We start from the raw sequence: 24,476 nt of genomic DNA, 5'->3' as shown, positions 1-24,476 counted from the left end.
GGCCGCTGCTGCCCTACGGGGTCTTGAGCAGGTCGACGAGCCGGGACAGGCCGTCGGCGCCGTACCCCTCGGCGACCGCGCGGTCCAGGAGCGGCTGCATCGCCCCGAACAGCAGGTCGCGCACGCCGTGTTCGGCGAAGGTGGTGGCCAGGTTCGGCACCGCCGCCTGATTCACCTCCAGGCTGGAGACGTCCGTGAGGTGCTGCCCGGAGTCGATGGCCTCGGCCGTGCCGGGCACGATCCCCTGGGTCATCGCGATTACCCAGTCCGTCAGGAGCGGCGCGAAGTCCTTCGCGGGCACGCCCGCGCTGCCGATCAGCGCGTACGCCTGGGCGACGCCGATGCCCATGCCGTACATGCCGGTCAGCAGGGCCAGGTCCCACAGGGCGGCGAGGCCCGCGTCCGTGCCGACCCACTTGGTGTCGGCCAGCGCGGCGAGCGTCTCGCGGTGCGTCGCGTACGCCGCCTCGTCGCCGCTGTAGAGGATGTACGCGCCCGGGCCCGCGATCATCTGCGGTACGGCCATGATGCCGCCGTCGATGTAGGCGATGCCGTGCTCCTGCGCCCAGGCCGCCAACTCCCGGGCCTGGGACGGCGTTCCGTTGGTGAGGTTCACCAGGGTGCGGCCGCGCAGCTCCGCGGCGAGCGGCGCGAACAGCTCGCGCACGTTGTCGTTCGTCGTCAGGCAGGCGATCACGAGCGGGCTCGCGGCGACCCCGGCCGCGGGGGTTTCGGCCGGGGTCGCGCCCTGCGCGACGAGCGGTCCGGTCTTCGCCACGGTGCGGTTCCAGACCGTCGTCGGGTGGCCCGCCTTCAGCAGCGCGGCGGCCAGGGCGGAGCCCATCATGCCGAGGCCGAAGACGGAGACGGGGTGGGCGGCGGGCGAGAAGTCGGTGGCGGGCACGGCGGGGCTCCTTCGAGGATGAGGATGAGGAAGGGGGGTTCCGGGGAACACCTTGATCCTCGCCGTGCCCGAACTGACCGACAAGTACCGACTAATTAGTGGGGTACTTACGAACAGGTAAGCATGTGGGCCGTCCGCGCGCCGACTACCAGGCGAGGGCGGCCGCGGCGTTCGGCTGCCAGTACGTGACCTGCGCCGAACTGTCCACGTACACGCCCTCACCGGGCAGCTGGGCGGTCTTCAGGTTGCCCACGCTGCCGTTGGCCGCGCGGTTGGCGAACAGCACGCCGAGGTCGCGGGCCGTGTGGCCGTCCGAGCCCTCCGGGGTCGACGTGGTGATGCCCGCGTACGCCGACTGGCCGGGCTCCAGCGTGACGACCGCCTGCGGCACGCTGTCCTCGTTCCACTGGACCGGGGCCTGCGCCTCCTCGTGGAAGCGGAGGTACGGCGCGTTGTACGCGAAGCACGTCTTGCCGCTGGTGTTGGTGGCCTTCAGCAGGAGGTGGTTGAGCGGCCTTTCGACGTTCTTCACGGTCAGCTTGACCTTCGAGGAGGTGCAGGCCGAGGGGGCGGCGGCCTGGGCGGTGCCTGCGGAGACCGTCGCGGTCAGGGCCGCGGTGGCCAGGGCGAGGGCGGCGGTGGCGAAGGCGCGGGGCTTGATGCGCATGGTGGTGTCTTCCTGTCTTGTGTGTGGGACTGTCCTGCGTGTGGGAATGCGGGTCGTCGGCAGGTGCCGGGTCAGGAGAGGAGCGCCGTCGCCGAGTCGGACTGCCAGTAGCTGACGCGCAGCGAGTCGTCGATGTGCACGCCGCGTGCCTGGAGCGCCGCGTCGGCCATCCGGTCGCTGCCCTGGAAGCCGATCTGGAGGCTCGTGGCGGTGCGGCCCTCGCCGCCGGCGCCGTCGCCGGCGGACAGGATCGCGGCCGCGTACCCCTTGCCGCCGGGCTTCAGCGACGTCACCGCCTGCGGCTTGCTGTCCTCGATCACCGGCGGCACGGACTGGGCGCCCTCGAACTTGAGGATCGGGTGGCCCGGCAGGTCGCACATCTTGGAGCCGGTGTTGGTGACGGTGATCAGCATGTGGTTCAGCGGGCGGGAGACCGGTGCGGCCGTGATCGAGGTGTTGTCGGCGGTGCACGGGACGCGGTTCTCGGGGGCGTCGGGGTCGGAGCCGTCGGCGGTGCCGGTGCCCGAGGTCGTGCCCTTGCCGCCGCCGGAGCCGGAGCCGGTGCCGCTGCCGCCGGTGTCGCCGCCCGTCCCCTGGGACTTCGTGCGTTCGCCGCTCGGGGTCGCGTCACCGGTTCCGGACGATGTGCCTCCGGCGCCCTCGCCGGACGGGCCTTGCGAGGGCTTCGCCGCGCCTTCGTCGCGCACCTTGTCCTCGGATCCGCACGCCGTCAGGGACAGCGCGGCGAGGGCGACGGTGGCGGCGGCGAGCATGCGGGTACGCATGGGTGATCCCCTTCGAAGGGTCGGTGGGTGAGAGAGATGACGCGGGGGTGAAGCGAGCCGCCTGGCTATGGGCCCCGGTCGGCGTGCTTGGATGACAGAAGCTTGTACGCCGCTCTGTCCCGAGGGCCAGCGCGGCCGGGGAGTGCGGGACGCTGGAATGGTCGTACCGGCTCTGACCTGGGGGAATGGGCGTCACCTGGAACGGTCGCGCGGGACGGAGGAACGGTGGGAGCCGAGGGGTTCGCCGAGCTGCTGAAGGAGCTCAAAGAGCGGTCGGGGCTCAGTTACGGGGTGTTGGCCAAGCGGTTGCACGTGAGTACGTCGACGTTGCACCGCTATGTGAACGGCACTGCTGTGCCGGTGGAGTTCGCCCCCGTGGAGCGGTTGGGTCGCCTGTGCAAGGCGTCGCCCGCGGAGCTGATGGAGCTTCACCGCAGGTGGATCGTCGCGGACGCGGCTCGGGGGCGGCGGCCTGAGGGGCCGGAGGCGGATGTTCCCGTAGCGGAAGCGGAGTTGACGCCTGAGTCCGGTGACCCTGGGCCTGCGCCCGAGCGAGAGCCGGGGCCGGAGCCGGAGCCGGAGCAGGGGCAGGGGCAGGAGCCGGAGCAGGAGCCGGAGCCCGAGCAGGGAGCGCGAGGCGGCCCCGGTGAGGCTGAGGCCGAAGCGTTTCTCTTGGCCGGAGGGCCGGTTCGGCGGTCGCGGCCCAAGCGGCGGCAGCTCGTCGTGTTCGCCGCTGTCGGCGCCGTGCTCGCCCTCGGGGGCACCGCCCTGGCCTTGCAGGCCGCGTCCGACGGAGCGTCCGGCGACGGCAGGAACAAGAAGGCGGCCGTCGACGGCGGCCCGTCCACCGGGAACGAGGCCACCGAGGACGGCAAGGGCAAGCAGAGCCCGTCGGCCAAGTCCTCCCCGGGGCACGAGCCCGGCAAGGGGAAGGACGCGCGCGGCGGCGGCGAAGGCGGCGGCGACGGGAAGACCGGCGGAGGCAAGGGGCGTACGGGCAAAGGCGGTTCGGCGCCCGCCGGACCCTCCGGCGCCGGGGCCACCGGCGACGGCCCCGCGTCCGGCGCGGCGCCCCTGACCGTGTCCACCCGGCCGCACTACTGGTACGACCCCTGCGGCCAGCCCTACCTCGTCGCCCGGGAGCCGGGCCGTCTCTCGCCGCCCCCGAACGAGCAGGACGCCCCCGGCTGGGTGGCCGCGAACGGCGCGGTCCCCGCGGGGCGGCAGACCGTGAAGCTGACCGTCCAGGGCACGGGTGACGACACCGTCGTCCTGGAGTCGCTCAACATCCGTGTCGCCGGCAGCGGCGCGCCGCTCAAGCGGAACAGCTACGAGATGGGGTACGTCGGCGTCGGCTGCGGCGGCAACGTGCCCAAGCACTCCTTCGACGTGAACCTCGACGCGTCGGTCCCGCGCCTGACCCCCAAGTCCGGGGAGACCACGTTCCCCTACAAGGTGAGCGAGGGCGACCCCGAGGCGTTCTTCGTCGACGCGGACGTCAAGGCGCACGACGTGAGCTGGTACCTGGAGCTGGAGTGGTCCAGCGGCGAACGGCACGGCACCGTCCGCATCGACGACTCGGGCAGGCCGTTCCGCACCAGCGGTGACCGGGGCAACCCCACGTACGGGTTCTCGCTCGACAGCAAAAGGTGGGTCGCGATCGAGCGCAATCCGAACGGGAGCGAGGAAGAGGTGCGGTAGCCCCCGGTCCGCGGTCCGTGTCGCGGGTCCGTATCGCGGAACGTCTGTTGGAGGCGGCATCCGGGTGTCTACCCTGCCGGGGACCCACGGAGGGAAGGGAACCCCGATGACCGTCACCAGCAGCGCCCCCGCCGATGCCCCCACGCCGCCGCTCGCCGCGCGCAGCGCCGCCGTCGGGGGCTCGCCGGTACGGGACATCCTCGCGGTCACCGCGCGGCCCGAGGTCATCAATTTCGCGGGCGGGCTGCCCGCGCCCGAGTTCTTCGACGCGAAGGGCGTGGCCGCGGCGTACGCGGCCGTGCTCGCCGAAGAGCCGGGGCGGGCGCTGCAGTACTCCACGACCGAGGGCGAGCCCGTGCTGCGGGCGGCCGTCGCGCGGCGGTACACGGACCGCGGCCTCGCCACCGGCGCCGACGACGTGCTCGTCACCACCGGGTCGCAGCAGGCCCTGTCGCTGCTCGCCACCGCGCTCGTCGAGCCCGGCGACACCGTCCTCGTCGAGAACCCCTGCTACCTGGCCGCGCTCCAGGTGTTCGCCTTCGCGGGCGCGCGGGTCGTGCCCGTGCCGGGCGACGCCGAGGGGGTCGACCCGGACGCCCTGGACGCGCTCGTCGCCGAGCACCGGGCCAAGCTGCTCTACACCGTGCCCACGTTCCAGAACCCGACCGGGCGGACCATGCCCGCCGGGCGGCGGGCCGCCGTCGCCGCCGTGGCCGCGCGGCGCGGGCTGTGGATCGTCGAGGACGATCCGTACGGGGAGCTGCGGTTCGAGGGGGAGCGGGTGCCGTGGATCGCCTCGTACCCCGGGGCCGGGGACCGGACCGTGGTGCTCGGGAGCTTCTCCAAGGTGATGGCGCCGGGGCTGCGGCTCGGGTGGCTGCGGGCTCCTGCCGCCCTGCGGCGGGCCTGCGCGATCGCCAAGCAGGCCGCCGACCTGCACACTCCTACCGTCAACCAGCTTGCCGCCGCCTGGTATCTGGAGCACTTCGATCTGGATGCCCATGTGGCGCGGGTCGCCGGGGTGTACCGGGAGCGGCGGGACGCGATGCTCGCGGGGCTTCCCGGGGCGTTGCCCGCGGGGTCCACCTGGAATCGGCCCGAGGGCGGGATGTTTCTTTGGGTGCGGTTGCCCTCCGGGTACGACGCGACTGCGTCGCTGCCGGGGGTTGTCGCGCAGGATGTTGCTTACGTTCCTGGGGCGCCGTTCTATGGCGGTGCGCCGGAGGCTGAGACTCTGCGGTTGTGCTTCGTGACCCAGACGCCCGATGAGATCGCCGAAGGGCTGCGCAGGCTTCGGCTGGGGCTGTCGTAACGGGTGCCGTCGGACTGGGCTGCTTTTAAGGGTCGGGATCCGCCCTGCGGCACGACTGCCCACAGCGGGGACCGGGGCGGGACCGGGGAGGCGCCGAGAGGCGCCTCCCCGAGGCGGCTACAGGCGGCCCGGCGTCCTGATGCCCAGGAGCGCCATGCCCTGGTGCAGCGTGCGGCCCGTCAGGTCGACCAGGAACAGGCGGTTCTCGACGACCTCCGTCGGGTTCTCGTCGCTGAGCACCTGGCACTGGTCGTAGAACTTCGTGAGGTGCGTGGCCAGTTCGTACAGGTACGACGCCAGCTTGTGCGGCGCGTACTCCTCGGCGACCTCGGCGAGGGTCTCCGCGAACTGGTCCAGGTGCAGGCCGAGGGCGCGCTCGGCCGGGGCGAGGCCGAGCTCCGGGTGGGCCGCGGGCCGGGCGTCGCCCGCCTTGCGCAGGATGGACTGGATGCGGGCGTACGCGTACTGGAGATAGACCGACGTGTTGCCGTGCAGCGAGACCATCTGGTCCAGGTCGAACTTGTAGTCCCGCACCGCCGACGTCGACAGGTCCGCGTACTTCACGGCGCCGATGCCGACCTGCCGGCCGTTGTCGACGATCTCCTCCTCGGTGAGGCCCACCTTCTCGGCCTTCTCCCGCACGACGGCCGTGGCCCGCTCGATCGCCTCGTCCAGGAGGTCGATGAGGCGGACCGTCTCGCCCTCACGGGTCTTGAACGGCTTGCCGTCCTTGCCGAGGACCGTGCCGAACGCGAGCTGCACCGCCTTGACGTCGTCGGTCAGCCAGCCCGCCTTGCGCGCGGTCTCGAAGACCATCTTGAAGTGCAGGGACTGGCGTGCGTCGACCACGTACAGAAGGGTGTCGGCCTTGAGGTTGAAGACGCGGTCGCGGATCGCCGAGAGGTCGGTGGCCGCGTACCCGAAGCCGCCGTCGGACTTCTGGACGATCAGCGGGACCGGGTTGCCGTCGGGGCCCTTCACGTCGTCGAAGAAGACGCACAGCGCGCCCTCGGAGCGGACGGCGACGCCCGACTCCTCCAGGAGGCGGCAGGTCTCGGCCAGCATGTCGTTGTAGCCGGACTCGCCGACGATGTCCTCGTCGTGGATCTCGACGTCCAGCTTGTCGAAGACCGAGTAGAAGTAGATCTTCGACTCGTCGACGAACCGCTGCCAGAGCGCGAGGGTCTCCTCGTCGCCCGCCTGGAGGTCCACGACCCGGCGCCGGGCGCGGGTCTTGAACTCCTCGTCGGAGTCGAAGAGCACTCGGGCGGCCTTGTAGATGCGGTTGAGGTTGGACATCGCCTCCTCGCCCGCGGCCTCGCCCTCGGCGGCCTCCTTGTGGTCCAGCTCGTGCGGGTGCTCCAGGAGGTACTGGATGAGCATGCCGAACTGGGTGCCCCAGTCGCCGATGTGGTGGCGGCTGACGATCTTCTCGCCGGTGAATTCGAGGATCCGCTTGACGGCGTTGCCGATCACCGAGTTCCGCAGGTGGCCGACGTGCATCTCCTTGGCCACGTTCGGCTGCGCCCAGTCGATCACCGTGGTGCCGGGCGCGTCGGCGAACGGCACGCCCAGGCGGTCGGTGTCGGCGGCGCGGGCGGCGAGGGTCTCGACGATGGCCCGGTCCGTGACCGTGATGTTCAGGAAGCCGGGTCCGGACACCTCGACGTCCCCGAGCAGCTCCGGGGCGTCGATCGAGCCGACGACCTTCGTGGCCAGCTCGCGCGGGTTGGCCTTGGCCTTCTTCGCGAGCGCGAGGATGCCGTTGGCCTGGAAGTCGGCCCGGTCGCTGCGTCGCAGCAGCGGGTCCGCGGGGGCGGCCTCCGGCAGGGCTGCCGAGAGGGCGTCCGCGAGACGCTGGTGGACGGATGCGCTGAGGGACGTGACCGGGGCCATGGGCTTCCGTTCTGCTTTATTGGCGTGCATCAGGGTGAGCGTCAAGTGTCCCATGGGGAGGGACACCGGTTCGCCTGGATAACCGGGGCCCCGGACGGGGCCCCGGAACGCAACCCGCGACCGGGTCCCGCCGTCTGGGAGAATGGCTTACGCCAGATTCCCTGAATCCCGAGGAAACAAGAGGACGTGCCGATCGTGGCTCAGAGCACCGATACCACCGACTGGGTCTCCCGCTACGCGGACGAGGTCATCGCCGAGTCGGAGCGTCGTGCCCCGGGCAAACCGGTCGTCGTCGCGTCCGGCCTCTCCCCCTCCGGCCCCATTCACCTGGGCAACCTCCGCGAGGTCATGACCCCGCACCTCGTCGCCGACGAGATCCGCCGCCGGGGGCACGAGGTCCGGCACCTGATCTCCTGGGACGACTACGACCGGTACCGCAAGGTCCCGGCCGGCGTCCCCGGCGTCGACGAGTCCTGGGCCGAGCACATCGGCAGGCCGCTGACCTCCGTGCCCGCGCCCGCCGGGTCCGCGTACCCGAACTGGGCCGAGCACTTCAAGGCCGCGATGGCCGAGTCGCTCGCCGAGCTCGGCGTGGAGTACGACGGGATCAGCCAGACCGAGCAGTACACGTCGGGGGCGTACCGCGCGCAGATCCTGCACGCGATGAAGCACCGCGGCGACATCGACGCCATCCTCGACCAGTACCGCACGAAGAAGGACCCGGCCAAGGCCAAGGGTAAGCAGCAGCAGAAGCCCGTCGACGAGGCCGAGCTGGAGGCCGCCGAGGGCTCCGGCGCCGCGACCGAGGACGACGGCAGCGGCTTCCGCGGGTACTTCCCGTACAAGCCCTACTGCGGGCAGTGCGGCAAGGACCTCACCACCGTCACCTCCTACGACGACGAGTCGACGGAGCTCGCCTACGCGTGCACGGCGTGCGGCTTCGAGGAGATCGTGCGGCTGAGCGAGTTCAACCGCGGCAAGCTGGTCTGGAAGGTCGACTGGCCGATGCGCTGGGCCTACGAGGGCGTGATCTTCGAGCCCAGCGGCGTGGACCACTCCTCGCCCGGTTCGTCGTTCGTCGTCGGCGGGCAGATCGTCCGGCAGATCTTCGACGGCGCCCAGCCCATCGGCCCGATGTACGCCTTTGTCGGCATCAGCGGCATGGCCAAGATGTCCTCCTCGCGCGGCGGCGTGCCCACGCCCGCCGACGCGCTGAAGATCATGGAAGCGCCGCTGCTCCGCTGGCTGTACGCCCGCCGCAAGCCCAACCAGTCCTTCAAGATCGCCTTCGACCAGGAGATCCAGCGGCTGTACGACGAGTGGGACAAGCTCGCCGCGAAGGTCGCCGACGGGACGGTGCTGCCCGCCGACGCGGCGGCGTACGCGCGCGCCGTGGGCACCGCCGCGGGGCCGCTGCCGACGACGCCGCGGCCGATGCCGTACCGCACGCTGGCCTCCGTCGCCGACATCACCGCCGGCGCCGAGGACCAGACGCTGCGGATCCTGTCCGAGCTCGACCCGAGCGACCCGCTCGCCTCCCTCGACGAGGTGCGGCCGCGGCTCGACCGGGCCGAGGCGTGGATCAACACGCAGGTGCCCGCCGACCAGCGCACGATCGTCCGCGAGACGCCGGACGCCGAGCTCCTGTCGTCCCTCGACGACGAGAGCCGCGAGTCGCTCCGGCTGCTCCTGGACGGGCTGGACTCCCACTGGTCCCTGGACGGCCTGACCCACCTCGTGTACGGCGTCCCGAAGGTCCGCGCCGGCTTCTCCGCCGACGCCGGGCCCAAGGAGCTCCCGCCGGAGATCAAGACGGCCCAGCGGACCTTCTTCGCCCTCCTGTACCACCTGCTGGTCGGGCGCGACACGGGTCCGCGGCTGCCCACGCTGCTCCTCGCCGTGGGGGCGGAGCGGGTGCGCAAGCTGCTCGGCGCCTAGTGACTCGTCTGCGCCCCGCCGTGGTCGGAGCGGTGGCCCTCGCCGTCGCGCTGACCGCCGCTCCGGGCGCCGCGGCGGGGCCGGGCGACAACGGCGAACTGGTCGTGTCGCCCGGCGCGGTACGCCCCGGCGAGTGGGTCCGGCTGTCCGTGCTGAACACGGAACTCGACGACCGCAACGCGGTCGTCGAGTCCGAGGCGTTCGCGGGCACGGTGAAACTCGAAAGCCCCGGCAAGGTCGCCTGGAAGGGCCGCGCACAGGTCCGCTGTGACGCCGGACCCGGCACCTACGCCGTCCGCTTCACCGAGTCCATCCCGCCCGACGACACGTACGGCGGCAAGGTGAGGGTCGAGGCGGGCGGCCCCGCCGAGGGTTCCGGGTGTGCGGGGAAGGCCGGTGACGAGGCCGGTTCCGACGGGGTGGGCGGAACAATCATCGGCCTCGCCACCGGAGCTTGCGTGGCCGTCGCCGCGGGCGCCTTCTTCGTCGTACGACGCGGACGCCGCGCCTAGTCCGTCGTACGACGGAGGGCGCCGGGTCTAGACGGCGACGGGTGCCCTCTGCGGAACGGAGGCGGCGGCGTCGTCGTCCTCCTGCTCCCGCTCCGCGCCGCGGTACGTGCCCGTGGCGCCGGGGGCGAAGATGTCGAGCACGGCGACCAAGGGGTGTTCGCCGTCCGTGAGGCGCGGCAGCGGCACGTGCGCCAGGGCGGCCATCAGGGGTGCACGACCTTGCCGTCGGCCGCGTACCGGCGCAGACACTCCTCCGCGAAGCCGAGCGCCCGCAGGTGGTAGGCGCGTGCCGCCCAGCCGAGGCTGATGTTGTGGCCCGCGTCGGGCTGGTGGTCGATCAGGACCCGGGGCGCCGCGGCCAGCCGGTTCCGCAGCCGCGTGAGTGCCTCGTGGTCGCGGCGCCACCACGCCTCGTGCTCGGCGAAGGTGAACCGGACCGGAACGCGTACCCGCTCCGCGAGCGCGGGGAACACCGTCGGCCAGTGGGCGGCGTCCGCCAGCTCGCGCACCGGGGCCGGGGCGACGACATCGATGCTGGACTGGAACGTCCCCGGCGGATACAGCCGCAGGGGGCCCCAGTTGAGCTTCCAGCTGCCGGCGCGGGTGGCCGGTGCGCCGGGGGCGGCCAGGTACTCGGCCCCGCAGCCGGACAGGTCGAGGCCGAGGAGGCCGGGGACCGTGCCGTCGGCCGCGATCCGCAACGCGGGCTTGCAGCCGAAGGAGTGCCCCATCAGGAAGATCCCCGCGCCTGTCTCGTGCCGCGCGAGCAGCCCGCGCAGCGCCGCCGCCAGGGTGTCGGCCTGCGCCGCGACCCCCTGGCCGTGGGGGAGCCGGCCCGCCGAATCGCCGTATCCGGGGCGGTCGACGGCCACGGCCGTGAAGCCCAGTTCCGCGGCGAGCGTCAGGAGCGAGGTCTCCGGGTGCGCGGGCCCGTCGAAGTACCCGGCGCTCATCCCCGCCCCGTGCAGCGCGACGACCGTGGCCCTCGGCGGGACGTGCGCCGGGCGGGCGAGCCGGGCGGACAGCGTGACGCCGTCCGCGTCCAGCGTGAGGTGGCGTCGGTCGATCCGGGGGTCGGCCGACCGCCCCGTGAAGGGGGCAACGGGTGCCGTGGTCATGACCGGCCTGCCCCGGCGAGCCCTTCCGCGTACGTCTTCGCGATGCCGAGCGTCGCCATGCTGTTGGTGCTGAGCGCGGTGCGTACGTACGCGATCGCGTCCTGCACCGTCGCGTCCGCGCCGAGCACCTTGGCGATGTTGCCGGTGTCGACCGTGAAGGTGTGCTGCGAGGAGGCCGCGACACCGTCGTCGTTCGGCGTGAACGTCCAGTACCCCGTGTGCAGCGTGATCAGCGCGGGCAGCGTCGTCTGCTTGTACGCGATCCGGTGCGGGGCGAGGCCAACCCGGTGCGACTTCGTGGTGTGGGTGCTGCCGTCCTTGGACAGCGTGTCCATCTCCAGGGTCTGCAGCCCCGGCACCGGCTCGTCCAGGCGCACCGTCATCACGTGGGGCAGCCGCTCGGACCACAGGTCGGCTTCCCAGATGAAGTCGTACACGTCCTGGGCGGCCCCCTTGATCTGCACCGTGTCCTCGAAGGAGCACGTCAGTTCGTCGGTGGCCCCGTCCCCGTCCCCGTCCCGCGACTCGGCGAGTGCCTTCAAAGAGTCGAGTTCGGAGCGGGAGTTGCGGTCCACGACCTCTTCGAGCCAGGTCAGGCCCTCGTCGTCGGTCGCCCGGAAGTCGTGGCCAAGGCGCAGCAGGGTCTCTCCCGAGGGGAGCGCCTCGACCTGCCAGGTTCCCCCCATGGCGGCGACGGGGGGCGTGCTGACCTCCTGCCGGAAGTCGATGCGGAGCCGGTCCGGGTCCAGGGTGCGGCGCGAGGTCCAGTTCTTGACGGTGTCGCCGGCCGTCGCCCAGATGCGGATGCGCTCCTCGCGCCCGGTGCGCTCCACATGGTCGACGTAGATGTTCGGAGGAAACAGCTGGGGCCAGTTCTCCGCGTGCGCCAGCAGCCGGTAGACGCTCTCGGCCGGTGCCGCGATCTTGATCTCGTGCTCGGATGTACGCAGTTCGGACGGCATGGGGATCCTCGGGTAGGAACGGGCGTGGTGCGGTCAGAAGTTGCCGAGGCCACCACAGACGTTCAGGGCCTGGGAGGTGATGGACGCCGCCGTGTCGGAGGCCAGATAGCCCACGAGCCCGGCCACTTCCTCGGGGGTCGAGTAGCGGCCCAGCGGGATCTTGGCCTGGAACTTCTCCAGAATGGCGCTCTCGGGGGCGCCGGAGAGGCGGGAGTAGTTCTGCCGTACGCGCTCGGCCATCGGCGTCTCGACATAGCCGGGGCAGACGGCGTTGACGGTGATGCCGGTGGGCGCCAGCTCGTTGCCCAGCGCCTTGGTGAAGCCGACGACGCCGTGCTTGGAGGCGGAGTACGGCGCCCCGAGCACCACGCCCTGCTTGCCGGCGGTGGAGGCGATGTTGATGACGCGGCCCCAGCTCCGCTCCCGCAGGCCGCCCGTGGTGAGGACCTCCCGGGTCAGCCGGAACACGCTGTTGAGGTTGGTGTCGATGATGTCGTTCCACAGGTCGTCGGCGATGTCGGCCGTCACGCCGCCGCCGCTGATGCCCGCGTTGTTGACGAGGATGTCGACCCTGCCGAACCGGTCGACGGCGGCCTGGACGTAGGCGCGTATCGAGTCCGTCGACCGCACGTCGAGGACCGTGCCGTCCACGTCGAGCTGCTCCTCCTGAAGCTGCTTGACCGTGGTCAGCACCTTGTCCTCGGTACGCGAACCGATGAACACCCGGTGGCCCTGCCCGGCCAGCAGCCGGGCCACGGCCAGGCCGATTCCGCTGGTGGCGCCGGTCACCAGAGCGACGCGCTGCTCCTGCTGTGTCATGTCTCCCCTTCTCGGGTCCTGCTGTCTTCGGATCTTGTGCGGCTGGGTGGTGGCCGGGTGTGGCCGGGTGCGGCCGGGTGCGGCCGTGCTCAGGCGGCCGCGACCGTGAGGTGCCCGGTGACGGCGGCGATGAAGGCGCGCGGCGTCGTGGCCTCGCCGACGACGGACTCGTCCAGCTCGATGCCGTACTCGCGCTCGATCCGGCTGGAGGTCTCCAGGAGCGCGAGCGAGTCGTAGCCGATGTCGGTGAACTCGGTGTCGAGGACGTCGCCGTCGAGACCGTCGCCCTCGGGGGCGCCGGAGCCTTCGAGGAGGATCCGCTTGAGGTCGTCGAGGGTGAAGGTGGAGCGGGACATGAGGGTCCTGCCTTTCATGGAGGTGGGGTCGGGGTGCGGGGTTCGTGCCGGGAGCGGCGGGCTCAGGAACGTACGACCATCGCCGAGTTGAAGCCGCCGTGGCCGCGGGCGAGGACGAGCGCCGTGCGCACGTCGGCGGCGCGCGGCTGCGAGACCACCAGGTCGAGGCCGTACCGTTCGGCGGGCTCCGTGTGGACGGTCGGCGGGATCAGGCCCTCCTCCATCGCGAGGAAGGCGGTGGCGAGGTCGAGGGCGGCCCCGCCCGCGTACAGGCGGCCGGTCATCGTCTTGGGCGCGGTGACCGGGACGCCCCGCTCGCCGAACACCTCGACGAGGGCCTCGGCCTCGATCCGGTCGAGCTCGGGCTCGGCCGCGCCGTCCGCGAAGACCACGTCCACGTCCGATGCCGCCAGGCCGGCGTCGGCGAGGGCGAGTTCGACGGCCTTGCGGAGGCCCGGCTCGCGCCCGTCGAACGTGGCGGCGTATCCGGCGATCTCGCCGTACACCTCGGCTCCGCGGGCGTGGGCGGAGTCGGCGGACTCCAGGATGAGCAGGGCGCCGCCCTCACCGGGCACATGGCCGGCCGCGCGGTCGTCGAAGGGGAGGTAGGCGCGGCTGGGTTCCTCCTCGGTGCTCAGCCGGCCGCTGGTGCCCAGACCCACCCAGCCCCAGGAGCACAGCAGCGCGTCCACGGCGCCCGCCACCACCAGGGAGGTGCCCTTGCGGATCTGACGGCGGGCCTGCGCCACCGCGTCGAGGCCGCCGGCCTGGTCGGTGACGACGACGCCGCTGGGGCCCTTCATCCCGTTGCGGATGGAGATCTGGCCGGTGTTGACCGCGTAGAACCAGGCGAACGACTGGTACGCGCTGACGTACTCCCCGCCCTTGCTCCACAGGCTCTTGAGCTCGTTCTGGCTGAACTCGAATCCGCCGGCCGAGCTGGCGGTGATCACGCCCATGTCGAAGGCGGGCAGCTCGGCGGGGTTCACACCGGCGTCGGCGAGCGCCCAGTCTGCCGCGACCAGCGAGAGCCGGGTGACCTGGTCGGTCTGCGGCATCAGGCGGCTGGGCAGATGCTCCTCGGCCGCGAAGCCGCTGATCTCCCCGGCCAGCTTCGCCGGGTACGGCGTCGCGTCGAAGCGGGTGAGCGGGCCGATGGCGCTCTTGCCGACCCGGCTCGCGCTCCAATGGCCCTGCGTACCGAGCCCGTTGGGCGAGACGACGCCCAGTCCGGTCACCACCACAGAGGAGGCCGTCATGCCGCGTTCCTTTCGGGTTGGGCCAGCACCATCGCGCTCTGGAACCCGCCGAAGCCGCTGCCGACCGTGAGGACGGCGTCGACGATCTGCTCGCGTGCGTTCAGGGGGACGTAGTCGAGGTCGCACTGGGGGTCGGGGGTGTGCAGATTCGCCGTCGGCGGGACCACGTCGTGCTGGATCGCCAGGATCGACGCCGCGATCTCGATCGAGCCGATCGCGCCGAGTGAGTGGCCCACCATGGACTTGATGGAGCTCACGGGGGTGCGGTACGCGTGCTCGCCGAGGCTGCGCTTGAAGGCGGCGGTCTCGTGCCGGTCGTTCTGCTTGGTGCCCGAGCCGTGCGCGTTGATGTAGTCGATCGCGGTCGGGTTCATCCGGGCCTCGTCGAGCGCCACCGTGATGGCCTCGGCCATCTCGGCGCCGTCGGGGCGCAATCCCGTCATGTGGTACGCGTTGCTGCGTGTCGCGTAGCCCGCGATCTCCGCGTAGATCCGCGCGCCCCGGCGGCGCGCGCTCTCCAGCTCCTCGAGGACGAACACCGCCGTGCCCTCACCGAGTACGAAGCCGTTGCGGGTGTCGTCGAACGGCCGGGAGGCGTGCTCCGGGTCGTCGTGACGAGGCGTGGTCGCCTTGATCGCGTCGAAGCAGGCCATCGTGATCGGCGAGATCGGCGCGTCGGTGGCGCCGGCGACCATGACGTCCGCCGTGCCTTCCCTGATCAGCTCGACGGCGTACCCGACCGAGTCGAGGCCGGACGTGCACCCCGCCGACACCACGCTGCTCGGCCCCTGCGCGCCCACGAGCCGGGCGACCTCGGTGGCGAAGGAGCTCGGCACGAAGTAGTTGTAGAAGAAGGGGTCGGCGTAGGTGTGGTCGACCAGATCGAGCCGGCCCGCGTCGCTGACGACGCGGTAGTCCTCGTCGAGGCTCATCGTGGCGCCGACCGCGCTGCCGATGGTGACACCGATCCGGTAGGGGTCCAGGGTGTCCGTGTCGAGGCCGCTGTCCGCGACGGCACCGCGCGCCGCGACCACCGCGAACTGCGCGGCACGGTCCATGCGCCGCACTTCCTGCGGGGTGAGGCCGTGCGCGTACGGATCGAAGTCGATCTCCGCGGCCACGCGCGAGCGGAACTGGGCGGGGTCGAAGAAGGTGATGCCCCGGGTGGCCGTGCGGCCTTCGCTCAGCAGGGACCAGAAGTTGTCGGTGCCCACACCGCCGGGGGCCAGCACCTCCATCCCGGTGACGACCACGCGACGGCCGCTCATGCGGCGACCTGCCAGGTGTAGAAGCGCTGCGCCATGGCGTCGGAGGGCGAGCGCCACGTCTCCGGGTCGAAGACGTGGATGTAGGGCAGCAGGTCCTTCTGGATCTGCACGAAGCGCGGGTCGGACTTCGCCTGCTCGATCAGCCGGCCGCCGTTGTCGGACTCGAAGTCCTGGATGTGGAAGTAGAGCCCGTTGTACGCGAACAGCTGGCGGCGCCGGGTGCCCATGGTGTGCGGCAGCTCGGTGCCGCTGTCGAAGTCCCCGAACAGCTTGGCGACGGTGCCGATGTCGGCGGGGTCGAGGCGGGCCACGATCATGGTGCTGTACATCCGGTGCTCGTCGGTCACCGGCTGTCCGTGCCACTCGTAGAACCGCGTCGCGACCAGGTCCGAAGGCGCGGTGCCGGCGGCCGGGCCGTAGGCGTCGACGAACGGGGCCAACGCGGCGCCGGCGCCGTGCTCCACGACCTCGGTGAGGTTGTCCTCGGTGTGGTCCTGGAGGTGGATGTAGACGCCTTTGTACGCGAAGAGCTGGCGGCGCAGGAGCTTCCTGGTGCCGGACGGCGCGCCGTCCAGCTTCGCGAAGGCGCCGACGACATCCTCGGTGGATCCAGGTTTCAGCCTGCCCACGATGACACTGCTGTGCATGCTTCTTTTCTCCGCACTTCCGCACTGATCGAGCCGGTGACGAGAAACGAGTCTTCCGGCACCCAATACAGGTTTCAATACGGGCAACTTCAGGACTGTGTGGTATTTCGGCGCGGGAGATTCAGCGATGTGCACAGAGGTAAATCTTCGTCAGATCTTCGTCAGAAGACCTTGAAGCCGGGGCAGGGCCGGTGCCGCGCGGCGCAGAATCGCTGGCATGACCAACATGGATACGACCGCCACGGATACGACCGCCGAGATCAGGCGCATGGAAGATCTCTTCGCATTGCGGGCGCTGGTGACGCGATTCGCGCACGCCGTCGACACCCGTGACCACGAGGCGCTGTCCACGGTATTCGTTCCGGACGTGACGATGGAAGTGGTGCCGGACATCCGGATCGACGGCCGTGAGAAATTGGCCGGCATGCTGCGTGACGACCGGATGTGGGCGACCACCATGCACTACATGAGCAATGTGCTGCCCGAACCGGAGGGTGATGGCGCGACCATTCGCGCGAACGTCACCGCGGTGCATGTGAGCCGGGACGGGGCGGCCAAGCATTTCGACCTGGGCGCCCGCTACACCTTCACCGCCGTGCGGACCGCCGACGGGGCGTGGCTGCTGTCCCGGATCGAGATCGAACCCGTCTGGAGCACGGGTGACGACCAGGGAATGCACGACCACTGAGAACAAGTGAAAACCGCGCTGGGGCCTTTCCTTTCAGGGAAAGGCCCCAGCGCGGTTTTCGTACGGTTCACTCCTCCACGAGGGACAGCGCCTTCGCCGGGCAGATGTAGACCGCTTTGCGGGCGGCGGCCTCGTCGGCGCCGCGCGGCCGCTCGACCAGGATGTCCACCAGGCCCCAGTCGTCCTGGTCGAAGAGCCTCGGCTCGGTCAGCACACACTGACCCGCGCCGATGCAGCGGTCATGGTCCTTCTCAAGTTTCATGGCCATCTCCTTCACCACGTCACGGGCAGTTCGTAGAGGCCGTAGACCAACGCGTCGCTCTTGAACGACAGTTCCTCTTCCGGCACGGCGAGGCGCAGCTCCGGCAGGCGCCGGAACAGCGTGTCGAACACGACCTGGAGCTCCAGGCGGCCGAGGTTCTGGCCCAGACACTGGTGCGGCCCGTAGCCGAAGGCCACGTGATGCCGTGCGTCCCTGCCGAAGTCGAGCTCCTCCGGGTCGTCGAACACCGCGGGGTCGCGGTTCGCCGCGAAGGTGGAGGCGATGACGGCCTCGCCCTTGCGGATGAGGACGCCGCCGATCTCCACGTCGTCCAGCGCGAGGCGGTGCGCGCCGAAGTCCGGAATCGTGTAGAAGCGCAGCAGCTCGTCGACGGCCTTCGGGGTCTTCGAGGGATCCGCCTTGATCTCCGCGAGCAGTTCCGGCTTCGTCAGCATCGAGAACACACCGAGGTTGATCATGTTCGCGGTGGTCTCGTGCCCGGCGAGGAGCACCAGCAGGCAGAGGCTGGCGAGCTGCGGGCGGTCGATGCCGCCCTGCTGCCGCTGCAGTTCGATCTGCCGGCTGAGCAGGTCGTCGCCGGGGTTCTCGATCTTCTCCTCGACCAGCTTGTCCATGTACTTGCGCAGCTCGACCGAGACGGCGATACGGCCCTGTTCGTCGGTGGTGCGGCGCAGCAGGATCTCGGCCAGCTCCATGAAGTACTCGTGGCCCTCGTAGGGCATGCCGAGGATCTCGGAGACGACGAGCGAAGGAACCGGCAGGGAGAAGACCTGATTCAGGTCGACGGGCTTCGGCATCTTCAGCATGTCGTCGATGAATCCGTCGACGATCTCCTGGATCCGCGGCTTCATCGCGGCGACCCGCCGCACCGAGAATTCACTGATGACGGGCCGTCGCGCCGCCGCGTGCTCCGCGCCGTCGAGAATAATCATGAAGGGGGCGTGCTTGGCCAGTGCCGCGTTCTGGCCGGGCACCACGACCGGGAAATCAGGTGCGCGCCGGTCCGAGCTGAGCTTGGGATTGGCCATCACGGCCCGCACGTCGTCGTACTTGGTGACCAGCCAGGCTTTTCCGCCGTCCGGGAGGACCACCTGGGTGATCGGTGACTCCTCCCGGAACTTGGTGTAGACAGGCGGCACCGAGAAAGGGCAGGTGCGTTGAATTGGGAAACTGACGAGCTCGTTGGTTTCGTCGATGTCGGCGTTCGCCATGAGGCCCCTCGATCGGAGTTTGCACTTCCTGCGAACTCACGATAGCCGGGGCAGTTACACGGCCAGGTTCAACGAATGTCAATTCGCTGCAAATGAAGTGTCAGCGCATACTGCGGAGTTTGAAGCCCACCCCACGGACAGTGACGATCCATTCGGGTCCGCCCAGCTTGTTGCGGAGGCTGCTGACGTGTGTGTCGACGGTACGGCGGGACCAGGATTCGCCCCACACCTGATGCATGATGGATTCCCGCGAGATCACCCGTCCCGGGGCGCTGGCCAGCAGGGCGAGCAGATCGAATTCCTTGCGCGTCACCGGAACCGGCCGGCCGCGCATCTCGACCTCGCGCGAGTGGCTGTCGATCCGCAGCGGGCCGTGCTCGAGCACGGCGGCGCCCTCGGCGCCCGGGTCCGCGCACGCGGTGCGGCGCGAACGCCGCATCACGGCGTTCAGCCGGGCCATGAGTTCCCTGAGCCCATAGGGCTTGACGACGTAGTCGTCCGCTCCGGCCTGCAACGCGAGCACGCAGTCGAGCTCGGACCCGCGTGAGGTGACGGTGATGACCGGGGTGTCGCGGGCCGCCCGGATCTCGCGGCACACCTCCAGGCCGTCCAGATCCGGGAGATCGAGGTCCAGTACGACGAGGTCCGCGGCCTCGTACGACGCGAGCGCGTCCCCGCCCGAGTTGACGGCACCGACATCGTGGCCCTGGCGCGCGAGCGCTTCGGTGAGGGTCGCGCGATCGGCCTTGTTGCCCTCGACGACGAGGATCCGCCAGGTGTCCGACACGTTCCGGGGCGGCGCCTGCGTCGCCGCAGGGGCGCCGCGTCTGCTGCCGAAGATCGACCGGACCGTCGCGCCGTGCCCACCGTCGTGGCTTTCGAGTAGCTCCTGTTGAGGAATCGCTTTCATTTTTGTTGGCCTCCCCCGTTCTCAGCTTTTCCCTGCTGGGCCATGAATGCCCACCCCGCTAGGCCGGCGGGTTACCCGTCTTCCATATCAGATCGAACGAAAGACGTGAAAGGCGCCAGCCGCGCTCGGTACGCACCGCGTCGCCGGTGATGTAGGTACCGGTCGAGTAGTGCGGACGCGTCTCGCCGTCCTGCTCGTGCAGCACGCGCACCGCCGTCATATTGGCCCGGAGCGTCGCACGGTCGCCGTCGACGCTCACGATCGACGGCGTGTTCACATGATGAGTCCTGGCCCACATCGAAAGAGCCTTCTGGTGGTATTCGACGAGTCCTTCGATTCCCGTGTGCCGACTGATGGGGAATTCGATGAGCACATCATTCGTGAAAAGACCGTACGCCCACTCGTCATCGAGTTTGTCGTAGTCGAGCCCGAGAACATAGCGGTCGAGAAGCGAACTTACCTCAGCCTGTGCGTGGTTAATGCTCATTATTACATCCTGCAGTCCCCTTCCCGTTCACGCAACTATAGGGTGCGTGATGACCATCACCGTAGACCGAGTAGTTTCGACTTGCACGAACCAGGAGGGGTTACCGCCGGTTTTTTGTCAGGTCTTTTCAATCCGTATACGTTGAGGAGGTAATCGCAGAGTGCGGCCGACTGTGGTGGTACGACGTTCCGTGAATATGCGAACAGAGGGCCGCCGTATTACCGACAATGGCGCCCCCGGTGGAGCGGCGTTCCGGCGGGGTGTGTCCGCCGCGTCCGCGCCCCCCTTGCTCGGGCCGACCGGTCGGTGCCGTACGCGCTCGCGCCCCACCGTACACGAATCGGAGTCGCATCGTAATCGTAGTCGCTATGTTATTTTCCCCGCTTCGCTCCGCGGCGGAGCTGTCACCAGCAGCGATCTGTGACGCTGCGTAAGGAGACCGGAATCTCTTACTCAGCGTCACGACCCGTCACTACCCGCGGGTCACCGCGTCACGGCGCCACCCAGCCGTAGAAGCGGCTCGCGTGGCCGTCCGTCGTGGGCTTCTGGTCGGCGAGTTCCGGAAGGTCCCGGACCACCTTGCCGAACCAGATGTCCGACGCGGCCTTCTGCGCGATGTCCGCACCATCGCTGCCGTCGTGGTCCTGAATGTGAATGCACAGATCCCGGTAGGCGAACAGCTGGCGCCGCCGGGTGCCCATCGAGCGAGGGGATTCGGTGGAGTCGGACTCCCGGAAGATGCTCGTGACGGCGGGAATCGAAGCCTGGTCCATCCGGGTGACGGTGACGGTGGTGTCCGTCCGGCCCGCGTTCTCGATCGGCTCGTCCTGCCAGTCGTAGAAACAGAAGGCCGCGGAATCGGCCGGAGAATTCCATGTCTCCGGGTCGTAGGGTGCGACGAACGGCTTCAGGTCCATCGAGAGGCGGGCCATCCGCGGATCACCCTTGACCTTGGCGAGCGCGGACTGGTCGGCCTGCTCGGCGAAATCGTAAAGGTGGATCTGGACATCGTCGTGCACAAACAGCTGACGGCGGCACAGCCCGATCAGGTTCGGGATCTCCGTGCTGTCGAATTCGGTGAACAACTTCGAGACCTCGGGGATGGAATTGTGATCCATCTTCGAGACGGTAACCATGCTGCGCATGTTCATCACTTCCTCGTGGGAAAATATCGATAGGTGGTTACGCGACCGGCGCGGATTCCGAATCGGGCAGCTGTGCCCCGGGTTCGGTGGTGCGGCTCTTGGTGGTGACCGCCGCAAGGATGAGACCGACGACGGCGATTCCGGCGCAGACGACCAGGAGCAGGTTCATGCCGCTCACGAAGGCCGTCTGGACGTCGTGGAGCATCGCCTTGTTGCCGAGTGAATCGGCGACGGCCACGCCGGAGCCGACGCCGTCGGAGATCGGCTTGTGGTTGAGCGGGCCGAGTTCGGAGTGGTAGCGGGTGGACAGCACCGTGCCGAGCACCGCCACGCCGGTGGTGCCGGCCGCCTGGCGCAGGGCCGAGAGCAGGGCCGATCCGGCACCCGCCCGCTCGGGGGTGAGCGCGCCCACGGCCAGCGCCATGGAGGTGGGCAGCACAAGGCCGATGCCGAGGCCGACGATGGCCATCCAGGTGGCGACGAACGCGTACGAGGTGCCGATGTCGGTCAGGGCGCCGAGTCCCATCCCGACCGCGAGGAGGGCGAAGCCGATCATCAGGGTCGGCTTGAGGCCGATCTTGTCGCGCAGGCCCTCCAGGAAGTTCGAGGCCACCAGCAGGCCGCCGATCATCGGGAGCATGCGCAGGCCACTGCCGAGCGAGTCGACGCCGAGCACCGACTGGAAGTACAGCGGGATGGTGAAGAACAGGCCGAACATCGCGAAGGCGTTGATCAGTTGGTAGATCGTGCCCATGCGGAATCCGCGGTCTCCGAAGAGGCTGAGATCCGCCAGGGCGTGCTCCCGGGTCCGTTCCCAGGCGACGAAGCCCGCGATCAGGGCGAGGCCCGCGATGAAGGTCGCCCAGGCCGCGCCGTCACCCCAGCCCAGGTCGCCGAACCGGATCAGGCCGTAGGTGAGACCGACGAGGCCGGCCGCCGAGAGCGCCACGCTGACCGGGCCGATGGGCCGGCGGACCCGGCTGCGGGACTCCGGCATCCACAGGCCCACCGCGAGCGCGCCGATGACGACGGTCGGGATGTTCACCAGGAACACCGAGCCCCACCAGAAGTGGTTGAGCAGCAGGCCGCCGACGATGGGGCCCAGCGGCATTCCGAGTGTCACCGCCGTGATCCACACGGTGGTGGCCCGGCCGCGTTCCGCCGGGTCGGGGAACAGCACCGGGATCATGCCCATCGACAGGGACATCAGCGCTGCCGCCGCGACGCCCAGGAGCACGCGGGCCGAGATCAGCTCGCCCGACGACCCGGCGAACGCGCACCAGATCGAAGCCGCGCCGAACAGCACCAGGGCGCCGAACACGACCTTCTTCCGCCCGAACCGGTCGCCCAGCGCGCCGGCGGGCAGCATCACGCCGGCCAGCGTCAGCGTGTAGGCGGTGCTGAACCACTGCAGGGCCGCGGTGCCGGCGCCCAGGTCGCGGGCGAGGGTCGGCAGGGCGATGTTGAGCACGGTCATGTCGAGCCCGACGGTGAGCATCGCGAGAGCGAGCGCACCGAGGGCCAGCCAGCGGCGCGTGGCCGTCACTTCCATGGGGTCCCTCACTTTTTCGAAGTCACTACGAGTTCAAAGTAGATACGGGATCGGCGTGGATGTCAATGTGGACCCACTTGTCTTCCGGGCTCGCTCCGGGGCGGGCTCAGAGGGTAGGGGTGGGGTGGGGTGGGGGTGGGGTGCACGGAGGCGCTCGAAGGCGTCCGAAGGCACTCGAAGACGTCCGAAAGCACTCGAAGGCACTCGAAAGGGGAGGCGTCAGGGCGGGGCGGTCGCCTGACCAGCCCCTTCGCAGCGGCCCGTCACAGACAGGCCGCGGCCCCACCCTGTACGCTCACTCGCCAGAAAGGTCCCCTGATTCCGCGCCGGATACCATCCATGTACTCGCGTCCTTGCAGGACGTCGGCGCCTTTCTGCTCTCTGGGCGCCGGGCCGTCCCATTCTGCTGAAGAGTCAGGGTCGATCAGGCGGACCGATTACGGTCCACGGACAGCGATGTAGAACGTCTGATGTAAAACGTCTCTTAGTGCGAGGGGTTGCCGGAGTGTCGGGACTGCGAGAACGAAAGAAGGCGCAGACGCGAAAGCGCCTGGCGGACACCGCGTTCACCCTCTTTCGTGAGCGTGGATTCGAGAACGTGACCGTCGCGGAGATCGCCGACGCCGCGGAAGTGGCCGTGAGCACACTCTTCGCCTATTTCCCCTGCAAAGAGGCGCTGGTCTTCGACGCCGAGGACGAGTACGAGCGCGCGTTGACGGCCGCGGTCCGCGAGCGCGACGCCGGTGTCTCGATCCTGGACGCACTCGAGGCGCACCTGGTGCCGGTGGCGCCGCCCGCGGCGGGCGGCCCGTCGGGCGAGGACTTCGTCGAACTCGTCAAATCCACACCCGCGTTGCTGGATTACGCCAGCCGGGTGCGGCACCGCTGGGAGGCCAGCCTCGCCGGGACCCTCGCGCAGGAGGTCGGGGTGGCGGAGGACGATCTGCTGGCGAAGACCCTCGCGCGTTTCGTGCTGGACGCCAACTTCCTCGCCACGTACGGCGATCACTCGCCGGAGGATCTGAAGTCCGTGTTCGAGCGACTGCGGTACGGCTGGGCGGATTTCGGCTCCGCGGCTGCCGGGAAATCCGCTCCCGGCGACAAGAATCCGTAAGCCGATTCGGGGCTACGCGATGTGCTCGGCGTCCGCGGCGTTTTCGTCGAGGGAGCGCTGGTAGCGGTCGCGGAAACCGCGGAGGTAGGGGCGGAGGGTGCTTTCGGTGAGGGGGCCGCCGGACTGGCCCGTGACGCCGTAAAGGTCCATCAGGTAGAGGCTGAACTGACGGGCGTTGGGGTAGTCGCCCATTTCGCTGACGTATTTGCGGAAGGCGGTGAAGTACGCCTCCTCACGGGTCATGTCGTCGGGGAGCCCTGAGCTTTCCGCGGCCGCGGGCTCGGGAAGGGGCTCCGCCTCCGGCTCCGGGGCGGGCGCCTGTTCCTCGCGCGGGCCCGGGATGAGGTGGCCGTTCGCCAGGGGGCGGGTGCGGCCCGGGCCGGCCGGGACGCGGAAACCCGCGCCGTCGTCGGCCACTTCGGAGGCTTCGTGCCCCTGCTCGGGCTGCGGCCCGCCTTCGGCGTACCGCTGGCCTTCGGCGTACCGCCGGTCCTGCGCGTGCTGCTGGTCCTGGGCGTACCGCTGGGCCTGCGCGTACCGCTGCTGGTCGTATGCCTGCTGGTCGGCGTACTGCTGCTGCTCGTACGCCAGTTGCTCGTCGTAGCCCTGTGGCTCGTACCCCTGCTGCCCGTACCCCTGCTGCTGTGCCTGTTCCTCGTACCACTCGTCGTACGGGGCCTCCGGGTCGTACGACACCGGGCCCTCCGCGTACTGCTGCGGCGGGTGCGGGGCCGCGAACCACGGGCTCACGTGGGCGCCGGGCTGCTGCTCTTCGGGCTGCGGGTGCTCCTCGGGGGCGGGTTCGGGCTCGGGCTCCGGGAGCGGGCGGGGCTCGGGGGACGGTTCCTTCGTCAGCGCCGCCGGGGCCGGGGCCTCGGCCTTCGTCAGCTCCGGCTGGTGGGCGGCCGCGGGCGCGGGCGGGAGCAGCGCGGGCTCGATGCC

The 24,476-nt window shown here is 70.0% G+C and carries 24 protein-coding genes and 2 pseudogenes; 6 read left to right on the top strand and 20 right to left on the bottom strand.

The annotated features are described in order from the left end of the window. Positions 1-13: 13 nt before the first annotated feature. The 3 genes from STRAU_RS10445 to STRAU_RS10435 all read right to left on the bottom strand — a co-directional run bounded on the left by STRAU_RS10445 (position 14) and on the right by STRAU_RS10435 (position 2,356). Complete coding sequence (locus tag STRAU_RS10445) at positions 14-904, bottom strand: NAD(P)-dependent oxidoreductase (protein WP_016640250.1); 891 nt, start codon at positions 902-904, stop codon at positions 14-16. 145 nt (positions 905-1,049) lie between these two features. Then, positions 1,050-1,571, bottom strand: coding sequence for a DUF4232 domain-containing protein (locus tag STRAU_RS10440; RefSeq protein WP_016640249.1), 522 nt, complete (start codon positions 1,569-1,571; stop codon positions 1,050-1,052). A 71-nt stretch (positions 1,572-1,642) separates the two neighbouring features. Beyond that, on the bottom strand, positions 1,643-2,356 hold the full coding sequence (locus tag STRAU_RS10435; RefSeq protein WP_037658553.1) for a DUF4232 domain-containing protein: 714 nt from the start codon (positions 2,354-2,356) through the stop codon (positions 1,643-1,645). Between the two features lie 225 nt (positions 2,357-2,581). Here STRAU_RS10435 and STRAU_RS10430 point away from each other — a divergent pair, with 225 nt between their 5' ends. Next, positions 2,582-4,057, top strand: a complete 1,476-nt coding sequence (locus STRAU_RS10430; protein WP_016640247.1) for a helix-turn-helix domain-containing protein — start codon at positions 2,582-2,584, stop codon at positions 4,055-4,057. 106 nt (positions 4,058-4,163) lie between these two features. Beyond that, positions 4,164-5,369, top strand: a complete 1,206-nt coding sequence (locus STRAU_RS10425; protein WP_016640246.1) for an aminotransferase-like domain-containing protein — start codon at positions 4,164-4,166, stop codon at positions 5,367-5,369. A 117-nt stretch (positions 5,370-5,486) separates the two neighbouring features. Here the strand turns inward: STRAU_RS10425 and argS are convergent, their stop codons facing one another. Next, complete coding sequence (gene argS / locus STRAU_RS10420) at positions 5,487-7,265, bottom strand: arginine--tRNA ligase (protein WP_016640244.1); 1,779 nt, start codon at positions 7,263-7,265, stop codon at positions 5,487-5,489. A gap of 186 nt (positions 7,266-7,451) precedes the next feature. On the opposite strand from argS, the gene lysS reads away from it, so the two are divergent. Both lysS and STRAU_RS10410 read left to right on the top strand, forming a co-directional pair. Next, positions 7,452-9,203, top strand: coding sequence for a lysine--tRNA ligase (lysS, locus tag STRAU_RS10415; RefSeq protein WP_016640243.1), 1,752 nt, complete (start codon positions 7,452-7,454; stop codon positions 9,201-9,203). Then, complete coding sequence (locus tag STRAU_RS10410; RefSeq protein ID WP_037658552.1) at positions 9,203-9,715, top strand: hypothetical protein; 513 nt, start codon at positions 9,203-9,205, stop codon at positions 9,713-9,715. Before lysS ends, STRAU_RS10410 begins: the two co-directional genes overlap by 1 nt. Positions 9,716-9,742: 27 nt before the next feature. On the opposite strand, the gene STRAU_RS42340 is transcribed toward STRAU_RS10410, so the two are convergent. The 9 genes and pseudogenes from STRAU_RS42340 to STRAU_RS41390 form a co-directional block, all read right to left on the bottom strand. Continuing rightward, the gene (locus STRAU_RS42340) at positions 9,743-9,919 is read right to left on the bottom strand and encodes a hypothetical protein (protein WP_016640241.1); all 177 of its coding nucleotides are present in this window, start codon (positions 9,917-9,919) and stop codon (positions 9,743-9,745) included. Further along, positions 9,919-10,833: an alpha/beta hydrolase gene (locus STRAU_RS10405; protein ID WP_016640240.1), complete on the bottom strand. Its 915-nt coding sequence runs from the start codon at positions 10,831-10,833 to the stop codon at positions 9,919-9,921. Before STRAU_RS10405 ends, STRAU_RS42340 begins: the two co-directional genes overlap by 1 nt. Then, entirely contained in the window at positions 10,830-11,795 is a 966-nt protein-coding gene (locus STRAU_RS10400; protein ID WP_016640239.1) for an aromatase/cyclase, read from the bottom strand. Before STRAU_RS10400 ends, STRAU_RS10405 begins: the two co-directional genes overlap by 4 nt. Positions 11,796-11,828: 33 nt before the next feature. Further along, positions 11,829-12,614 (bottom strand): 3-oxoacyl-ACP reductase FabG, encoded by a 786-nt coding sequence (gene fabG, locus STRAU_RS10395; protein ID WP_016640238.1) that lies wholly within the window; start codon positions 12,612-12,614, stop codon positions 11,829-11,831. An 89-nt stretch (positions 12,615-12,703) separates the two neighbouring features. Beyond that, positions 12,704-12,970 carry an acyl carrier protein gene (locus tag STRAU_RS10390; protein WP_016640237.1) on the bottom strand — a complete coding sequence of 89 codons (267 nt, stop codon included), beginning with the start codon at positions 12,968-12,970 and terminating at the stop codon, positions 12,704-12,706. Between the two features lie 62 nt (positions 12,971-13,032). Further along, a complete protein-coding gene (locus STRAU_RS10385) occupies positions 13,033-14,229 on the bottom strand; it encodes a ketosynthase chain-length factor (protein WP_037658550.1) in 1,197 nt (398 codons plus the stop codon). Next, on the bottom strand, positions 14,226-15,497 hold the full coding sequence (locus STRAU_RS10380) for a beta-ketoacyl-[acyl-carrier-protein] synthase family protein (RefSeq protein WP_037658548.1): 1,272 nt from the start codon (positions 15,495-15,497) through the stop codon (positions 14,226-14,228). The genes STRAU_RS10385 and STRAU_RS10380 overlap by 4 nt, the downstream gene beginning before the upstream one ends. Continuing rightward, positions 15,494-15,826, bottom strand: a complete 333-nt coding sequence (locus STRAU_RS41395; protein ID WP_037658559.1) for a TcmI family type II polyketide cyclase — start codon at positions 15,824-15,826, stop codon at positions 15,494-15,496. Before STRAU_RS41395 ends, STRAU_RS10380 begins: the two co-directional genes overlap by 4 nt. A 42-nt stretch (positions 15,827-15,868) precedes the next feature. Further along, positions 15,869-16,144, bottom strand: a pseudogene (locus STRAU_RS41390) (TcmI family type II polyketide cyclase); the annotation flags it as partial. Positions 16,145-16,361: 217 nt separating this feature from the next. Here STRAU_RS41390 and STRAU_RS10370 point away from each other — a divergent pair. Continuing rightward, on the top strand, positions 16,362-16,832 hold the full coding sequence (locus STRAU_RS10370) for a nuclear transport factor 2 family protein (protein WP_016640233.1): 471 nt from the start codon (positions 16,362-16,364) through the stop codon (positions 16,830-16,832). A 67-nt stretch (positions 16,833-16,899) separates the two neighbouring features. Here the strand turns inward: STRAU_RS10370 and STRAU_RS10365 are convergent, their stop codons facing one another. The 6 genes from STRAU_RS10365 to STRAU_RS10340 all read right to left on the bottom strand — a co-directional run bounded on the left by STRAU_RS10365 (position 16,900) and on the right by STRAU_RS10340 (position 22,420). Continuing rightward, a complete protein-coding gene (locus STRAU_RS10365; RefSeq protein ID WP_037658546.1) occupies positions 16,900-17,094 on the bottom strand; it encodes a ferredoxin in 195 nt (64 codons plus the stop codon). 11 nt (positions 17,095-17,105) lie between these two features. Then, positions 17,106-18,254 carry a cytochrome P450 gene (locus STRAU_RS10360; protein ID WP_016640231.1) on the bottom strand — a complete coding sequence of 383 codons (1,149 nt, stop codon included), beginning with the start codon at positions 18,252-18,254 and terminating at the stop codon, positions 17,106-17,108. 172 nt (positions 18,255-18,426) lie between these two features. Further along, on the bottom strand, positions 18,427-19,236 hold the full coding sequence (locus STRAU_RS10355) for a response regulator transcription factor (protein ID WP_078621122.1): 810 nt from the start codon (positions 19,234-19,236) through the stop codon (positions 18,427-18,429). Positions 19,237-19,294: 58 nt separating this feature from the next. Next, positions 19,295-19,723 carry a nuclear transport factor 2 family protein gene (locus STRAU_RS10350; RefSeq protein WP_016640229.1) on the bottom strand — a complete coding sequence of 143 codons (429 nt, stop codon included), beginning with the start codon at positions 19,721-19,723 and terminating at the stop codon, positions 19,295-19,297. Between the two features lie 491 nt (positions 19,724-20,214). Further along, positions 20,215-20,868 carry a TcmI family type II polyketide cyclase gene (locus STRAU_RS38955; protein ID WP_158692054.1) on the bottom strand — a complete coding sequence of 218 codons (654 nt, stop codon included), beginning with the start codon at positions 20,866-20,868 and terminating at the stop codon, positions 20,215-20,217. Between the two features lie 37 nt (positions 20,869-20,905). After that, positions 20,906-22,420, bottom strand: coding sequence for a DHA2 family efflux MFS transporter permease subunit (locus STRAU_RS10340; RefSeq protein WP_016640227.1), 1,515 nt, complete (start codon positions 22,418-22,420; stop codon positions 20,906-20,908). Between the two features lie 487 nt (positions 22,421-22,907). Here STRAU_RS10340 and STRAU_RS10335 point away from each other — a divergent pair, with 487 nt between their 5' ends. Beyond that, on the top strand, positions 22,908-23,534 hold the full coding sequence (locus STRAU_RS10335; protein ID WP_310592236.1) for a TetR family transcriptional regulator: 627 nt from the start codon (positions 22,908-22,910) through the stop codon (positions 23,532-23,534). 12 nt (positions 23,535-23,546) lie between these two features. Here the strand turns inward: STRAU_RS10335 and STRAU_RS10330 are convergent. Then, positions 23,547-24,476, bottom strand: a pseudogene (locus tag STRAU_RS10330) (hypothetical protein); the annotation flags it as partial.

The organism is Streptomyces aurantiacus JA 4570 (genome assembly GCF_000414115.1).
GTDB classification, from domain to species: domain Bacteria; phylum Actinomycetota; class Actinomycetes; order Streptomycetales; family Streptomycetaceae; genus Streptomyces; species Streptomyces aurantiacus_A.
This window is presented reverse-complemented; position numbering and strand designations above follow the sequence as displayed.

Coding starts and splice junctions, on each gene's coding strand:
- STRAU_RS10340 (WP_016640227.1), bottom strand. CDS start 22,420: ATGGAAGTGACGGCCACGCGCCGCTGGCTGGCCCTCGGTGCGCTCGCT.
- STRAU_RS10365 (WP_037658546.1), bottom strand. CDS start 17,094: ATGAAACTTGAGAAGGACCATGACCGCTGCATCGGCGCGGGTCAGTGT.
- STRAU_RS10405 (WP_016640240.1), bottom strand. CDS start 10,833: ATGACCACGGCACCCGTTGCCCCCTTCACGGGGCGGTCGGCCGACCCC.
- STRAU_RS10355 (WP_078621122.1), bottom strand. CDS start 19,236: ATGAAAGCGATTCCTCAACAGGAGCTACTCGAAAGCCACGACGGTGGG.
- STRAU_RS10385 (WP_037658550.1), bottom strand. CDS start 14,229: ATGACGGCCTCCTCTGTGGTGGTGACCGGACTGGGCGTCGTCTCGCCC.
- STRAU_RS10390 (WP_016640237.1), bottom strand. CDS start 12,970: ATGTCCCGCTCCACCTTCACCCTCGACGACCTCAAGCGGATCCTCCTC.
- STRAU_RS10350 (WP_016640229.1), bottom strand. CDS start 19,723: ATGAGCATTAACCACGCACAGGCTGAGGTAAGTTCGCTTCTCGACCGC.
- STRAU_RS10380 (WP_037658548.1), bottom strand. CDS start 15,497: ATGAGCGGCCGTCGCGTGGTCGTCACCGGGATGGAGGTGCTGGCCCCC.
- STRAU_RS38955 (WP_158692054.1), bottom strand. CDS start 20,868: ATGCGCAGCATGGTTACCGTCTCGAAGATGGATCACAATTCCATCCCC.
- fabG (WP_016640238.1), bottom strand. CDS start 12,614: ATGACACAGCAGGAGCAGCGCGTCGCTCTGGTGACCGGCGCCACCAGC.
- STRAU_RS10400 (WP_016640239.1), bottom strand. CDS start 11,795: ATGCCGTCCGAACTGCGTACATCCGAGCACGAGATCAAGATCGCGGCA.
- STRAU_RS10440 (WP_016640249.1), bottom strand. CDS start 1,571: ATGCGCATCAAGCCCCGCGCCTTCGCCACCGCCGCCCTCGCCCTGGCC.
- STRAU_RS10435 (WP_037658553.1), bottom strand. CDS start 2,356: ATGCGTACCCGCATGCTCGCCGCCGCCACCGTCGCCCTCGCCGCGCTG.
- STRAU_RS42340 (WP_016640241.1), bottom strand. CDS start 9,919: ATGGCCGCCCTGGCGCACGTGCCGCTGCCGCGCCTCACGGACGGCGAA.
- argS (WP_016640244.1), bottom strand. CDS start 7,265: ATGGCCCCGGTCACGTCCCTCAGCGCATCCGTCCACCAGCGTCTCGCG.
- STRAU_RS10370 (WP_016640233.1), top strand. CDS start 16,362: ATGACCAACATGGATACGACCGCCACGGATACGACCGCCGAGATCAGG.
- STRAU_RS41395 (WP_037658559.1), bottom strand. CDS start 15,826: ATGTACAGCACCATGATCGTGGCCCGCCTCGACCCCGCCGACATCGGC.
- STRAU_RS10425 (WP_016640246.1), top strand. CDS start 4,164: ATGACCGTCACCAGCAGCGCCCCCGCCGATGCCCCCACGCCGCCGCTC.